Source organism: Burkholderia seminalis, assembly GCF_001718535.1.
Classification (GTDB): Bacteria; Pseudomonadota; Gammaproteobacteria; order Burkholderiales; family Burkholderiaceae; genus Burkholderia; species Burkholderia seminalis.
In genome coordinates this window covers 1,540,744-1,555,159 of sequence record NZ_CP013400.1, presented here as the reverse complement: position 1 = coordinate 1,555,159, position 14,416 = coordinate 1,540,744, and the positions used below count along the sequence as shown (strand labels likewise).

Annotated in this window: 11 protein-coding genes; 9 read left to right on the top strand and 2 right to left on the bottom strand. The window is 62.7% G+C overall.

Annotated elements, in window-relative coordinates; translation table 11 throughout:
• Positions 1–512: 512 nt before the first annotated feature.
• From WJ12_RS27660 to WJ12_RS27630, 7 genes are all read left to right on the top strand, one after another.
• The gene (locus WJ12_RS27660) at positions 513–1,664 is read left to right on the top strand and encodes an ABC transporter substrate-binding protein (RefSeq protein ID WP_034191361.1); all 1,152 of its coding nucleotides are present in this window, start codon (positions 513–515) and stop codon (positions 1,662–1,664) included.
• Positions 1,665–1,683: 19 nt separating this feature from the next.
• On the top strand, positions 1,684–2,721 hold the full coding sequence (locus WJ12_RS27655) for a branched-chain amino acid ABC transporter permease (protein ID WP_034191362.1): 1,038 nt from the start codon (positions 1,684–1,686) through the stop codon (positions 2,719–2,721).
• Positions 2,718–4,526 (top strand): branched-chain amino acid ABC transporter ATP-binding protein/permease, encoded by a 1,809-nt coding sequence (locus tag WJ12_RS27650; RefSeq protein WP_034191363.1) that lies wholly within the window; start codon positions 2,718–2,720, stop codon positions 4,524–4,526. The genes WJ12_RS27655 and WJ12_RS27650 overlap by 4 nt, the downstream gene beginning before the upstream one ends.
• Positions 4,527–5,249, top strand: a complete 723-nt coding sequence (locus WJ12_RS27645; protein ID WP_059556546.1) for an ABC transporter ATP-binding protein — start codon at positions 4,527–4,529, stop codon at positions 5,247–5,249. It abuts the gene before it with no gap.
• Position 5,250: 1 nt separating this feature from the next.
• Entirely contained in the window at positions 5,251–6,297 is a 1,047-nt protein-coding gene (locus WJ12_RS27640) for a ketopantoate reductase family protein (protein ID WP_059556545.1), read from the top strand.
• A gap of 39 nt (positions 6,298–6,336) precedes the next feature.
• Entirely contained in the window at positions 6,337–7,104 is a 768-nt protein-coding gene (locus WJ12_RS27635) for a class II aldolase/adducin family protein (protein ID WP_059556544.1), read from the top strand.
• Between the two features lie 388 nt (positions 7,105–7,492).
• Entirely contained in the window at positions 7,493–8,641 is a 1,149-nt protein-coding gene (locus WJ12_RS27630) for a porin (RefSeq protein ID WP_034191366.1), read from the top strand.
• Positions 8,642–8,944: 303 nt separating this feature from the next.
• Here WJ12_RS27630 and WJ12_RS27625 read toward each other — a convergent pair whose 3' ends face one another.
• Positions 8,945–9,403 (bottom strand): Lrp/AsnC family transcriptional regulator, encoded by a 459-nt coding sequence (locus tag WJ12_RS27625; protein ID WP_034191669.1) that lies wholly within the window; start codon positions 9,401–9,403, stop codon positions 8,945–8,947.
• Between the two features lie 183 nt (positions 9,404–9,586).
• Here WJ12_RS27625 and WJ12_RS27620 point away from each other — a divergent pair, with 183 nt between their 5' ends.
• Together WJ12_RS27620 and WJ12_RS27615 are read left to right on the top strand one after the other, a co-directional pair.
• Positions 9,587–10,684 (top strand): branched-chain amino acid aminotransferase, encoded by a 1,098-nt coding sequence (locus tag WJ12_RS27620; protein ID WP_049029464.1) that lies wholly within the window; start codon positions 9,587–9,589, stop codon positions 10,682–10,684.
• A gap of 100 nt (positions 10,685–10,784) precedes the next feature.
• Positions 10,785–12,746 carry an FUSC family protein gene (locus tag WJ12_RS27615; RefSeq protein ID WP_226103906.1) on the top strand — a complete coding sequence of 654 codons (1,962 nt, stop codon included), beginning with the start codon at positions 10,785–10,787 and terminating at the stop codon, positions 12,744–12,746.
• Between the two features lie 132 nt (positions 12,747–12,878).
• Here the strand turns inward: WJ12_RS27615 and WJ12_RS27610 are convergent, their stop codons facing one another.
• Positions 12,879–14,411, bottom strand: a complete 1,533-nt coding sequence (locus WJ12_RS27610; RefSeq protein ID WP_226103907.1) for a mannitol dehydrogenase family protein — start codon at positions 14,409–14,411, stop codon at positions 12,879–12,881.
• Positions 14,412–14,416 lie beyond the last annotated feature (5 nt).

The window sequence follows — 14,416 nt, the reverse complement described above, 5'->3', positions numbered from 1 at the left end:
ATCGCAGCAGCAGAATCTTTAGGTTTGTACTGAATTCTTCGCCGGTGTGACAGTGGCAGCGACGGAGTGCGGAACCCGTCGATTCATTACACGAACCCGTTTTCGACTCGGCGGCCGACTAAAGATTTTCCTAGGTCGTCAGGTGGTTTTGTTGGGTTACCGTCAAAAAAGAGTTCTCTTAGACTGCCTTCACGGTTTAACGAGTCGGCTCATCCGATGCGTGCCGCTCGGCTTTGTCCGATAAGGCGATGCAAAGCACCCACGCCTGAATCGCCGCCGACATTGCTGGTGTGCCTGAACCGATCAAGCGGCAGGCATGGCGTGTTTGCGGTTAACGGAACGTTGTGCGTCGATGCGCTCGACATCAAGGCTCGAGAAGACGCCGGCGCACTGAACTGCGACGGCCGACAGTTTCATCGACTGCGATGCGTGCGCGAATCCGTCGAACCGAATGAATGGCCGATCCTCGATTAACTCACTGGTGTTCGCTAACCTGTCCTCGGGAGTTTGCAATGTTGTTGAAGAAGATTTCGACGGTGGCGCTCGTCGCACTAGCCGCCTGTTGGCTGCCGGCTCACGCGCAGCTCAAGATCGGTGTGGTTACTTCGTCGACGGGGCCGACGGCACTTGTCGGCATTCCGCAGAAAAATACGGTGCCGCTGTTGCCGAAGAAAATCGGCGATCTGAGCGTCGACTATATTTCGCTGGATGACGCGAGCGACCCCACCGCGTCGGTGACCAACTTCAAGAAGCTCATCTCCGAAAACAAGGTCGACGCGATCATCGGACCGACCGGCTCACCCAACGCGATGGGGGTGATCCAGTTCGCCGCCGAATCCGGCACGCCGATGTTGGCCCCGGTCGGGACCGCCGCGGTGGTTCTGCCTATGACCGAGCAGAAAAAGTGGGTGTTCAAGACCACGCAAAACGATGACCTGATTGCTCAGGCGCTGGTCGACCATATGGTCGGGACCGGTGTGAAAACCGTGGCTTTCATTGGCTTGAACGACCCGTATGGCGAGAACTGGTATCGGGTGTTCTCGGGCCTCGCGAAGACTCACGGGATTCAGATTACCGCGAATGAACGCTATCAGCGCGCCGACAGTTCGGTAACGGGGCAGGCGCTCAAGGTGATGGCGAGCCATCCGGATGCGGTGCTGATCGCGGCACCCGGCGGCGCGAGCGTACTACCGGAATCGACGCTGTACGACCTCGGCTACAAGGGCAGGTTTTATCAGACGCACGGCGCGGCGTTGCCGGATTTTCTGAAGCTTGGCGGCCGCAAGGTCGAGGGCACGGTGCTGGCTGCGAGTCTCATGCTCGTGCTGCCCGAGATACCCGATAGCAATCCGTCGAAGAAAGTCGCGACCACCTACATCGATGCCTATCAGAAGCTGAACGGCACGAAGCCCGCCACCTTCGGCGCGAACGTCTACGATGCGGGCCTCCTGCTCGAACGTGCGGTGCCGATCGCGGAAAAAAAGGCGGGGCGCCCCGGTACGCCTGCGTTTCGCAGCGCATTGCGAGACGCACTCGAGCAGACCCGCGATCTGGTCGGCACGCAGGGCATCTACAACATGAGTTCCGTCGATCACAGCGGTTTCGACGATCGCGGCCGCGTGCTGATTACCGTCAAGAACGGCAATTGGGCGCTCATCAAATAAGCGAAAGCCAGACGTCCCGATGAACGCTCAGATAGTTTTGATCCTAGGTCAGGACGGCTTCACCAACGGTGCAATTTATGCGTTGCTGGCGTTGTCGATCCTGCTGGTATTCAGTGTCACCCGGGTGCTGTTCATCCCTCAGGGTGAATTCGTGGTCTACGGCGCATTGACGATGGCCGCGATGCAGTCGGGCAAGTCACTGCTCGTCGTGTGGTTGCTGGTCGCTTTCTCGTTGGCCGAAGTGGCGGCGGACCTCGCCGAGCGCTATCGGCGCACCGGCGTGCTTCGCCTGTCCGCCACCGGGGGCGCGAAGCTCGCTTATGCGTGCGTGCTCGCTGCCTTGGTGCATGTGTTGCCGGTGGCTCAACTCCCTGTCTCGCTGCAGGCCCTGCTGACCTTTGCGCTGATCGTGCCGCTCGGCCCCCAGTTGTATCGGCTGTTCTATCAACCGCTTGCTGGATCGTCGGTGTTGGTGCTGATGATCGTGTCGATTTCGGTGCATATGGCGCTGGTCGGTTTGGGTTTGCTGATCTTCGGCCCGGAGGGGGCGCGCATTACGCCGTTCGTCGACGTGCCGTTGCAGCTCGGCGCCATCAACCTGAGCAGCCAGGCATTGCTGATCATTTCGACGTCCGTACTGCTGATGATCGTGATGAGGCAGGCATTCGAACGCACCGTTTACGGCAAGGCGTTGCGTGCAGTCGCGTTCAACCGGGTCGGTGCCCGGCTGATGGGTATTTCGCCGGTATTCGCGGGCAAGGCGACGTTTTTCATCGCCGCGCTAATCGGCGTGCTGTCCGGGATTCTGATTGCGCCACTGACAACACTGTATTTCGACTCGGGCTTTCTGATCAGTCTGAAAGGTTTCGTCGGCTCGATCATCGGCGGGCTCGTCAGCTATCCCGTCGCGGCGGCAGGGGCGTTCGTGGTGGGACTGATCGAATCGTTCTCGGCATTCTGGGCTAGCCCCTACAAGGAGATCATCGTTTTTACGCTGCTCATCCCGGTGCTCCTGTGGCGCTCCCTGAAGAGTCATCCTGTTGAGGAGGAAGAATGACGCCTCGCCGCATCTTCATTTGTGCACTGGTGTTGCTGGCGGTTGTCCCGGTCGTGCTGCCGCCGTTCTACGTGACGCTGTTCAACTACATCGCGTTGTACGCACTCGTGACGCTTGGCCTCGTGCTGTTGACGGGCGTCGGCGGCATGACCAGCTTCGGCCAGGCGGCCTTCGTCGGTATCGGCGCCTACACCACCGCGGTGCTGACCGCGCATGCCGCGACGCTGCCGGCATGGATCGGCTGGCTGGGCACATCGCCGTGGTTGACGCTCGTGGCGGGGTTGGTGTTGACGCTGGTGGCCGCGTGCCTGATCGGTGCGTTGACTTTGCGCCTGTCGGGCCACTTCCTGCCGCTCGGGACGATCGCATGGGGCCTGAGTCTCTATTTCGCGTTCGGCGCGATCGGCGGATTGGGCGGCAATACGGGCATCGCCGATATTCCGCCGGTGACGCTGGCGGGCGTCAGCCTGCGCGACGGCGCCCGGATGTACTACCTGATCTGGCTGTTCCTGCTGGTGGCGATCGTCTGTACCGGCAATCTGCTCGATTCACGCGCGGGCCGTGCGATACGGGCGCTCAAGGGCGGCACGGTTATGGCTGAAGCGATGGGGGTGAATACGGCGCGGGCGCGCATGGTGATCTTCGTCATCGCGGCATTGCAGGCGAGCGCGTCCGGTTGGCTCTATGCGCATATGCAGCAGTTCGTGAACCCGGTGCCGTTCGGCATCCAGATGGGGATCGACTACGTGTTCATGGCCGTTATCGGCGGTGCGGGACAAGTGTGGGGTGCGCTGCTGGGGGCGGGTGTATTCACCATCGCCAAGCAGTGGTTGCAGGACATCCTGCCGAAGCTGCTCGGCGAAACGGGCAACTTCGAGATCATCGTGTTCGGCTTCGGCATGGTGTTCCTGCTGCATTACGCGCGGGGCGGTTTGTGGCCGCTGTTCGCGCGCCGGCTGTCGATGCTCGGCCGAAATGCGAGCCGCAAGCGCGCCCGTGTGGATGCGAATGCCGCGGCGTTGCCGAAGCGCGCCATGCCGCCGAGGCGTGACGTCCTGCTGGAAGTGCGTGAGGTCACGCGCCGATTTGGTGGTCTGGTGGCGAACGATGCCGTCAGCTTGAACGTGCGCGCAGCGGAGATTGTTGCGTTGTTGGGGCCGAACGGCGCGGGCAAGAGCACGATGTTCAATCAGATCTCCGGCGTCGATACGCCGACCTCCGGCGAGGTCGTGTTTCGCGGCGAACGCATCACCGGCATCGGTTCGAGAAAGATCGCGCAGCGCGGGATGAGTCGCACGTTTCAGCATGTGCGGTTGCTGAGCCGGATGAGCGTGCTTGACAACGTCGCGCTGGGTGCGCACCTGCGCGGAAGCAGTGGCGAACTGCGCGCCGCGTTCCGGTGCGAACGCGACGAAGAGCGCAGTTTGCTTGCCGAAGCCGCACGGCAGATCCACCGCGTCGGGCTTGGGGCCCATCTGAACGAGGAAGCCGGATCGCTGGCTCTTGGACAGCAACGCGTACTGGAAATCGCCAGGGCACTCGCGTCCGATCCTTGCCTGCTGTTGCTCGACGAGCCCGCGGCCGGCTTGCGCTATCAGGAGAAGCGCGATCTCGCCGAGTTGCTGAACAAGCTGCGCGAAGAGGGCCTCGCGATTCTGCTGGTCGAGCACGACATGGACTTCGTGATGAATCTGGTCGATCGCGTGGTGGTGATGGATTTTGGCAAGAAGATCGCCGAAGGTCTGCCGGCCGAGGTGCAAAAGCATCCAGCGGTACTCGAGGCCTATCTGGGCGGGGAGGAGTGAATGGCCGGAGAACTGCTGGAGGTACGCAATCTGTCGGCCTCATATGGCAAGGTGCGCGCGCTGTCGAACGTCAGCCTGCGGGTGGGCGAAGGGCAGATCGTGACCGTGATCGGACCGAACGGCGCAGGCAAGACCACGTTGCTGTCGGCACTCATGGGTGTGCTGCCGTCGGACGGCGAGATCGCATTCTGCGGCGGTCATCACCCGCATGCGCCGATCGAGGACAGGGTCGCGGCCGGGATGAATCTCGTGCCCGAAAAGCGCGAGTTGTTTGCCGAAATGCCGGTGGAGGACAACCTGTTGCTAGGCGCATTCAGCCGGATTCGCCAAGGCCATCGCGATCACCCGCAGACGATGCAGGAGGTCTACGACCTGTTTCCTCGCTTGCGGCAGCGTCGCAACCAGGCCGCGGGCACGCTGTCCGGCGGCGAGCGCCAGATGCTTGCAGTCGGACGCGCGTTGATGGCGCGGCCCAGGCTGCTGATGCTCGACGAGCCGAGTCTGGGGCTGGCGCCGCTGATCGTGCGCGAAATGTTCCGTATTGTCGCGGCGCTGCGTGAGCGCGGCGTGTCGATCCTGCTGATCGAGCAGAACGCGCGTGCCGCGCTGAAAGTCGCGGATTACGCGTACGTGCTTGAAACCGGCACGTTGACGATGGAGGGACCGGCGGACGAGATCGCCCGGGACTCGCGGATCGTCGACGTTTACCTGGGATTATCTTGAGATGGAGCGGAAGGAAGAACAAGGCCGTCGAGGCGGCAATCCATCGGGCACGAAGATCTGCGTGGCGGGTGCCGGCGCGATCGGCAGCACCCTGGCGGCACGGCTTGCCGCCAGTGGTCGGGCGGTCAGCGTGTTTGCGCGGGGCGCGACACTCGGGGCCATCCGCCGACGAGGGATCGAACTGGATGATCTGTCCGGTTCGATCCGGGTGAATGTCCCCGCCAGCGATCGAGCCGACGATTTCGATAGACAGGACATCGTATTCGTTTGTGCGAAGGCGCACGCGTTACCGGGTTTGCTGACGTCCATCAAGCCCATGCTCGGAAAGGAAACGGTGGTCGTTCCGGCGGTGAACGGGGTGCCGTGGTGGTACTTCGGCGGCGAGGGCGGTCGTGAGCACGGAAGTGCCGGCAGTGGCCCCGACTACGAATCGGTACGCGCGGTGGACCCGGACGGCAGCCTTGCCGCGATGCTGCCGTCACGGCAGATCCTTGGGTGCGTCGTGTATATCACCGCCGAAGTGCGCGAACCCGGGCGCGTTGTCGCAACCAATCCGCACCGGATGATTCTCGGCGAACTGGACAACCGTCCGAGCGTGCGCCTGGAGCAAGTCTGTGCGCTGCTCTCGGACGCGGGCATCGATACGCGCGCCAGCGGGCGCATTCGCGATGACGTATGGACCAAGCTGGTTGCCAATCTCTCGTCCAATCCGCTCTCCGTCATCACCGGTGGGACCTTGCAGGACATTTATGGCGCAGCGGAATTGCGCGAGGTGGTGGTCGACATGATGGGCGAGGTGATCAGCGTGGCCGAGCGCTACGGCGCACGCATCGCGCTGAATCAGGACGCATTTCTCGTCCAGGGGGAAAAGATGGGGGCATTCCGCACATCGATGCTGCAGGACTACGAGAAGGGACAGCGTCTGGAACTGGCGGCGATTGGCGACGCCGTGGTCGAGCTTGCCGACCGGTATGGCATTCCAATGCCGACTACCCGCGCGATTCTCGCGCTCACGCGTTATCGAACGACGCAGCGCACGCTTCGTTAAAGCATGTACGACAGAAGGGCATTTCAAACGGGAATAGTCATGACATATGCCACCCTTTCAGATATTCAAAAACCGAGCCACATTGCCGACGCAGAATGGGCGCTGCGTGTTCAGCTGACGGAGTTCTATCATCTGATCGATTACATGGGCTGGACGGAAATGATCTTCAACCATATCTCGGCGCGGTTGCCGGGCGAAGATGCACATTACCTCGTCAATCCATTCGGTTTGAACTACTACGAAGTGACGCCGGAGAACTTGCTGAAGGTCGACCACGAGGGGCATCTGATCGATCCATCACCGTATCCGGGCAATCCCGCCGGGTTCGCGCTGCACAGTGCGATCCATGGCGCACGGGAGGATGTGCATTGCATCGTCCACACCCATACGACGCCGATTTCGGCGATCGCCCAGAAGGAAGAGGGCTTTCGCCACGACGACTTCTACGGCGCGCAGCTGTTCGGGCGGGTGGCCTATCACACGTTTGAAGGGATCACGCTGTTTGCTGACGAGAAGACACGGATGCTCGCGAGTCTCGGCGACAAACATGTGCTCGTGCTGCGTAATCACGGTATCGCCGTTTGCGAGAAGGACATTCCGGGAACCTTCATGCTGCTGTGGACGGCGCAGCGTGCCGCTGAAATTCAATGCCAGGCCGCTGCGCTGCGCGGCAGCGATGTGCAGCTGGCGGATGCGATCAAGGCGCGCTGTTCGGAGCTTGCGGCGCAGTTGATCCGCCATGACCGGTTCGCGATCAAGCTGTTCGATGCGATGGTGAGGAAGATGCGGCACGGTCCACGGAGGTGACGGCAAGGCGTTGCCGGCAGAACGAGGCGGTCGCACGGAAAGTGGCGCGGCCGCGGCAAGCGCTCGTTCGAGCCAACTGCGGGCGCACGCCGCTTCGCGTCTCCGCGGCGGCTGGCTACGCATCGTATGCGGTTGATAGATCACGCGCTTCTCACGGGATCACGGCTGTCGTGGCGGGGGCCGGTCCACTTTCCACCAGCCCGCTAGCCCTATTTCGCGCCGACAAATATCCCCCATTCTGGAGAGCACCTTCCCACCGCGAGGGGCTAACAGAAAAAAATCGGCTCATTACACTGCGCCCGTCGCATCGCCGAGCAGCCTCGACGCGGCATATACGGAGCGCGGAAGCGTTACGACCGGAAAACGAAAGACCTGGGGGTAAATCGTCATGAGAATGCGTTGGGGGATCATCGCACCCGCCACCTTGCTTGCTGCCACCGCGCATGCGCAGAGCAGCGTGACGCTCTACGGCAAGATCGAGGACGGTATCAACTACACGAGCAACGCACGCGGCCACGGAACCGTGCAATTGCAAAGCGGCTATGACTACGGCAGCCGCTGGGGTATCAAGGGCACGGAAGATCTTGGCGGAGGCTACCAAGCGATTTTCACGCTCGAAAGCGGTTTCGACGTCAACACCGGCAAAATGAACCAAGGTGGCCGGGAATTCGGCCGCCAAGCCTTCGTCGGCATCGCGTCGGATCGGTACGGCACCCTGACGTTCGGTCGCCAGTACGATCCGAGCGTCGACATCTTCTCGCCGCTCACCGCCAACGGCAACTGGACCGGCTACCTGTTCTCGCATCCGTACGACAACGACAACACCGACTACTCGTTTCGCGTGAATAACGCGGTCAAGTACGTGTCGCCGGTGTGGCACGGCGTCACCGCGGAGGCGATGTATGGATTCAGCAATCAGGCGGGTGGCTTCGCGAACAACCGCCTGTATGGCGCCGCGCTGCAATACCAGCAGGGCGGGCTGACGGTCGGCGCGTCGTATTTGAAGATCAATCACGCAAGCAATGCCGATTCGACCGGCGCGATCACCGGCGACAATACGTTCGACGCATCGTCGCAGCAGAACATCGGCATCGGCGTGAATTATGCGTTCTCGAACGCGCTGGTGGGATTCACGTATTCGCACGTCGACGTCTACGATCCGACTTCGAACGCGTATTTCACCGGTACGACGCAGCCGGCGGGCGGTGCGTGGAAATCGTGGAAGTTCGACAACTTCGAGGTGAACGGCCTCTATCACTTCACGACCGCGTTCTACATCGGCGCGGCATATACGTACACTCAGGCCCGCGTCGCGTCGACGGTCGGCGCGTTCAATCCGAAGTGGCATCAACTGAGCACGAAGTTGAATTACGACTTGTCGAAACGCACATCGGTATTTGTGGAGGGCGTCTATCAGCATGCGATGAACGCGCACACCGGAACCGACTTCGACTACGCGTACATTCCGGGCGCCGCCGATATCTCGTCAGGCCCGAATCAATATGTCGCGCGTATCGCGCTGCTGCATCATTTCTGACACCAATGCCGTTCGCGGAGTCATGCAGCCTCCGCGCCTCCCATCTCACCCCTCAATCGCCGACACGAGTCCCGGTTCGACAGGAACCGACCGATCTTGCTGCGGCGGGTTACCGACCCGCTGTCGTCGGCGATACACCGCCAACCGCCGCGTGCCGCATCGCGCGCGCGAAACTGCCTGACGGTGTCCGCATCACGGGCCAAGCGCTCGCCATGACGCGCCCCATCGATCGCCGCTTTCGTGGATCTCCATGCACTGCCGGCCCGGGGCGGTACCGATTCACTTTCGCAGCGGCGTGCGCGATCAAAGCGGCAGCACGGAAGTCTGCTTGATCTTCTGCATCGGAATCTCAGTTTTCACGCTCTGCACGCCGTCGATCCGGGTCAGGTGATCGATCTGGAATTTCCGATAGGCGTCGATATTGGCGGTCACGACGCGCAGCAGGCAATCGCAATCGCCCGCCATCAAGTGGCATTCGAGAACCTGTGGAAGACGTTGGACCACCTCGGTGAAATGGTCGACGGTTTTCGCGTCCTGGCTTGTCAGCCAGATGCGGACGAAGACAGTCAGCCCCGCACCGATCTTCGATGCGTCGAGCAGCGCCGAGTAGCGCTCGATGACGCCGGCCTGCTCCAGCTGCTTGACTCGACGCAGGCACGGCGACGGCGACAAGCCCACCTTCTGCGCCAGTTCCACATTCTGGATTCGCCCATCTTCCTGAAGCACTCTCAGAATGCGACGGTCCATTTCGTCCAGTTCGATCACGGCCATTGACCCAGCTTGTTCGATTGAGGCACACGATGCCTGAATGTTCGACTTTTGAAGCATTGAATTGCCAAACCGGTTTCATCTTAGGTCGAACACGCAACCGGAAATTATTTTTTCTACGATAAATTTTTGTCCGTAGCAGCCGGAACGGTCCCGCTGCCGATCAAGGAGCAAAAGATGAGCGCCAGTCCTGTCCAGGACTTCGAATTCGAAAGAAATCCTCACCCTGTCGAGGCCGCCGAGCGCACCGCGCTGCTCGACAATCCCGGTTTCGGCCGTGTCTTCACGGACCACATGGTGACGATCCGGTACTCGGCGGAACAAGGGTGGCATCACGCGAAAATCGGGCCGCGCGAGTCGTTTCGATTCGATCCGGCGACGCTCGTGCTGCACTACGCGCAGGAAATTTTCGAGGGCTTGAAGGCCTACCGGTTGCCGGACGGCGGCGCGGCCTTATTCCGTCCCGATGCGAATGCGCGGCGCTTTCGCCATTCGGCCGAACGGCTCTCGATGGCACCGTTGCCGGAGGCGATGTTCGTCGAATCGGTACGCGCGCTGGTCCGGGCCGATCGTGACTGGATTCCGGCGTTCGACGGGGCGGCCCTGTATTTGCGTCCGTTCATGATCGCGACGGAGGCGGTGCTCGGCGTGAAGCCGTCGCCCGAGTACCTGTACTGCGTGATCGCGACGCCGGTCGGCGCGTACTTCAAGAGCGGCGCGTCGGGCGTGACGCTGTGGGTGTCGGAACACTACACGCGGGCGGCACCGGGCGGCACGGGCGACGCGAAATGCGGCGGCAACTATGCAGCCAGCCTGGCTGCCCAGGCGGAGGCGATCCGCGAAGGCTGCGAGCAGGTGGTGTTTCTGGATGCGGTCGAACGCCGCTGGATCGAGGAACTGGGGGGGATGAACGTGTTCTTCGTGTTCGACGACGGGTCGATCCAGACGCCGCCGCTGAATGGGACGATTCTGCCAGGCATCACGCGCGCGTCGTTGATCACGCTGGCGCGTGATATGAATTACACGGTGCGGGAGGAGGGCTACACGATCGAGCAGTGGCAGGCGGATGCACGCAGCGGCCGTCTGGTCGAGGCGTTCGCATGCGGCACGGCGGCGGCCGTGACGGCGATCGGCCGGGTGAAGGGCCGTGCGTACGACTTCACGATCGGCGATGGTGGCGCGGGGCCGGTCACATTGCGCCTGAAGGCGGCGCTGCTCGATATCCAGAACGGGCGCGAAGCCGACCGCCACGGCTGGGTGGACCGCGTGTTTTGAGTTCGGCAACGCGGCCCTCACGACTCGCGAGGGCCGTCATGAAAGCCGCGGCCGGCGTTCGGCCGGAAACAGCCGCGCTGCCTCTTGGAATTCTTCGATCATGTCAGCTGTTTCGTTGTCGCGTGCCATTGACCGCCTGTTTATTGTCGACCCCGGTCTTCATCGGCTGCTGGGCGGTGTGCGCGCCGCGCTGGCGAGCTTGCTCGCCGGCGCGTTCGGCATTGCACTGGCGCTTCACCTCGGTTTTGCGATCACCACCGGCGCCGTTGGAATACTTTTTGCGATGATCGCACCGCTTTTCCTGCGTGATGCTCATCGGCTGGACTGGTATGAATCGCTTGCATGGCAGTACGGCGTCGCCTGCGCGAGTTTCGCCGCGGCCGCCTTCGTGAGCGCTTGGCCAGCCGTTGGCAAGGCAGGTTTCGTGCTCGTCCTGTTCTGTTCGATGCTGTGCCAGACCCGGGGGCCGCGCACGATCGGATGCGCGTTCCTGGCGATTGCCATGTACTACCTCGGTCTCTATCTGCATCCGATCGCGCCACAGGTCGGCCGCATGCTGGTGATGTCGATCGCAGGCCTCGCGAGTGTCGTATTCGTCTGCCGGACGCTGTTGCCGATGCATGCGGCGCGCACGCCCCGGCTCATCGCGCGCTCGGTATCGCTGCAAGCGGCATGCATCGCACGGAGTGACGTGCCGGCCGCCGGCGCATTGGACGCGATGGCGCATTTACTGGCGCTGAACGAGGCCGCCATCGCACTCGAGCATCACGCATCGACACTCGATGAAGGCGACGCGCACGCGTTGCACGCCGCGCTCGTCGCATTGGAGATCGCGGCGGCTCGACGCGTGCTGAACCACGATCGGACCGACGTTGCCGCCGCGGCGCTACGCGCCGCGATTGCTCGCTTCGATACCGTAGCCGGCGAAGTGGTGGCGCGCATGACCGTCACACGTCCGCCCGTGACGCCGCAGCGCGCGCCCGTGGTTCCGTGGATCGCCGGATGGCGCACGCTCGCATGGTTGCCGGCGATCCGCGCCGCGGCGGCTGCGTTCGCCGCGATGTTGATCGGCGAGACGCTGTCGTCGGAGCGGTGGATGTGGGCGGTGCTCAGCACATTCGTCGTGTTCTTTGGTACGTATTCGTGCGCGGACACGATCTATCGCGGCGCGCAACGTGTCGCCGGTACGCTCGCCGGCGCGCTCGCGAGCGTACTCGTCGTTGGTGCCATTCATCATGCGAATGCACTCGTGGTCATCGTAATGGGCGTTTGTGTGTTTGCCTGGGCGTACCACATCCTGCATGCATACGGGCGCGGCGTTTTTTTCCTCACGGTGCTGATCGGCCTCGTCTATGCGCAACTGGGGTTCGAGATCGGCCCGCTTGCCGAACTGCGTATCGGCGAGGTGTTGATCGGCTGTGCGGTGTCGCTCGCGGCGGCGATGCTGGTGATGCCGCTGGCGGCGTCGCGCCACATTGCGACGCGCTCGCACAGCCTGTTGGCGGCGCTGCGCGAACTCGTGCACGAACGCGACGATGGCACGCGGCCGGGGGCGGCGCAGACGCGCGCGGCCGATCGCCGTTTTCACGAGGTGCGCCTGGCCATCAGGCCGCTGGCCGCGTGGCGCATGCGCCGTGTATCCGGCGATGCGCGACGGTTGTCGGACACGCTGCGCTACTGCTGGCTGTACGGCCGAATCGTAGCGACACGCCTGCCTGTTGATGCCGATGACCCGGTGGTCGCATTCGAGCGGCATGCGCGCGCGGTCATCGTTACACGAATCGATGCGTTGATGCGCGATCTGGATCGCAGCGGCTCGATTCGACTCGATGCGGCCGCGCACGTCGCGCACGGGCCGCTCTCAATGTCCGGTGATCATCCGTTACCGCCCCAGCGGGACCTGGCCCGGCTCGACGCGAAGTTGATCGAACTCAATCGGGTATTCGAGGACGCGCTGTTCGGAAAGAGCCGGGCAAGGAACGATGGTCGGGACAACTGCGGCTCTCGCATCACTCCCCCCTTGCTCGCCGACGCGAGTGCGGGTGCGGCCGGAACCGGCTGATCTCGCCGGGGCGGGGCGCCGACATGCCGTCGTCGGCGGTACCCGCTATCCGCAGATCATTCGGACGATCGTCCAGCGCATTGCCCGGACGGGAGCATTCGCGCGACCGATGTTCCGGTCGCGATACGTCGTTCAAGCATCCGGATCGAGCGCGAGCCGGATCGCATCGCGAGTCCTGCCTCGTGCCACAGCGGCCTGCATCGTGCGGAATGGCTCGATGAATCTCGCGTGGGCATCGAGGCCCAGAGCGGCGAACGGCTTCGAGTTGAGGATCGCAAGCGGATCGCCGCTTCGCACGCGATCGAGATCCGCTGCATCGAACCGCGGTTCGCTGACGGCGAACGGGTGGCCGAGATCGTCGATACCCTTCAGGTAATGCTGAAAGCAAGCCAGCAGCAGTGCTTCACGGCGCATGTCGCCGTTGTGCGCGATCAGTGCCCCGATGGTCTTTTCATGAAACACCGGGATCTTCGACGTGCCGTCGTGCGCGACGCGCAGCAACTGGTCGCCCAGTGCGGCGTTGCGGAAGCGCGCGAGCGTATCTTGAGCATAGGCGCGCGCGGACACGCCGTGCGGCAGCGTGAGGATCGGGCCGACGTCCCGGGTAAGGAAGGTGTCGAGCAGCGCGGCGAGATCGCGATCAGCCATTGCGTCATGGACGAAGCGATGTCCCAACAGAATCGCCGGATAAGCGAGCAACATGTGAGAAGCGTTCAGCATGCGCCCCTTCATTGCCTCGTACGCATGGACGTCGTCGCGCAATTCGACACCCGCGGCGTCGAATGCCGGGCGTCCAGCGCTGAAACTGTCCTCGACCACCCATTGCGAGAACGTTTCGGCAACGACGGGCGCCGTATCGTCAATGCCTGACGACCGGTTGGCGCGCAGGCGAACCGCGTCCGTCACCTGCGGCGCGATCCGATCGACCATGCTGTTCGGGAACGCGACGTAACGCTCGATCCAGGCAGCGAGATCGACGTCGACCGCACGCGCGAAATCGAGCACCGCGCGTCGTGCGGTATCGCCGTTACCGCGCAGATTGTCGCAGGACATCACGGTGAAGGGCAGTACGTTCGCGGCACGGCGCCGTCTGAGCGCTTCGACGATAAACCCGAACGCGGTACGGGGTGGCCCACCCAGGAGATCGTATGCGACGTCGGGCGCATCGAACCGAAATGCGCCGGTCGTCTCGTCGAGGTTGTAACCGCCTTCCGTGATCGTCAGCGATACGATCCGGATCGCTGGATCGGCAAGCCTGGCCAGTACCGCCTCGGGATCGCTCGGTGCGTGCAGATACTCGATCATGGCACCGATGACGCGCACGGTTGTCGTGCCGTCGCTCGAGAACTCCGTCAGCGTATAGAGGCAATCCTGTGCGCGGAGCGCATCGGCCTTTGCGATCGAGGACCGGCTGTTACCCAGCCCGATTCCGCATATTGCCCAGTTTTCGTGACCGGGCAGATGCAGCAAATGGTCGATGTAGCGCGCCTGATGTGCGCGGTGGAAATTGCCGACACCGATATGCGCGATGCCCGCCGTCAGGCGATGATGATCGTATCCAGGAACGGCGACGTGCGGCGCGGCCCGTCCGATGGTGGCATGGGAGAGCGGCTGGAGCGCGGCATCCCCGCGCTCCAGCGTGGAAGCGTTGTCATTCATGATCATGGGGT

Bases quoted from the DNA above. Each gene is read 5' to 3' on its own strand.
- WJ12_RS27660 (WP_034191361.1), top strand. From the start codon at position 513: ATGTTGTTGAAGAAGATTTCGACGGTGGCGCTCGTCGCACTAGCCGCC.
- WJ12_RS27655 (WP_034191362.1), top strand. From the start codon at position 1,684: ATGAACGCTCAGATAGTTTTGATCCTAGGTCAGGACGGCTTCACCAAC.
- WJ12_RS27650 (WP_034191363.1), top strand. From the start codon at position 2,718: ATGACGCCTCGCCGCATCTTCATTTGTGCACTGGTGTTGCTGGCGGTT.
- WJ12_RS27645 (WP_059556546.1), top strand. From the start codon at position 4,527: ATGGCCGGAGAACTGCTGGAGGTACGCAATCTGTCGGCCTCATATGGC.
- WJ12_RS27640 (WP_059556545.1), top strand. From the start codon at position 5,251: ATGGAGCGGAAGGAAGAACAAGGCCGTCGAGGCGGCAATCCATCGGGC.
- WJ12_RS27635 (WP_059556544.1), top strand. From the start codon at position 6,337: ATGACATATGCCACCCTTTCAGATATTCAAAAACCGAGCCACATTGCC.
- WJ12_RS27630 (WP_034191366.1), top strand. From the start codon at position 7,493: ATGAGAATGCGTTGGGGGATCATCGCACCCGCCACCTTGCTTGCTGCC.
- WJ12_RS27620 (WP_049029464.1), top strand. From the start codon at position 9,587: ATGAGCGCCAGTCCTGTCCAGGACTTCGAATTCGAAAGAAATCCTCAC.
- WJ12_RS27615 (WP_226103906.1), top strand. From the start codon at position 10,785: ATGTCAGCTGTTTCGTTGTCGCGTGCCATTGACCGCCTGTTTATTGTC.
- WJ12_RS27610 (WP_226103907.1), bottom strand. From the start codon at position 14,411: ATGATCATGAATGACAACGCTTCCACGCTGGAGCGCGGGGATGCCGCG.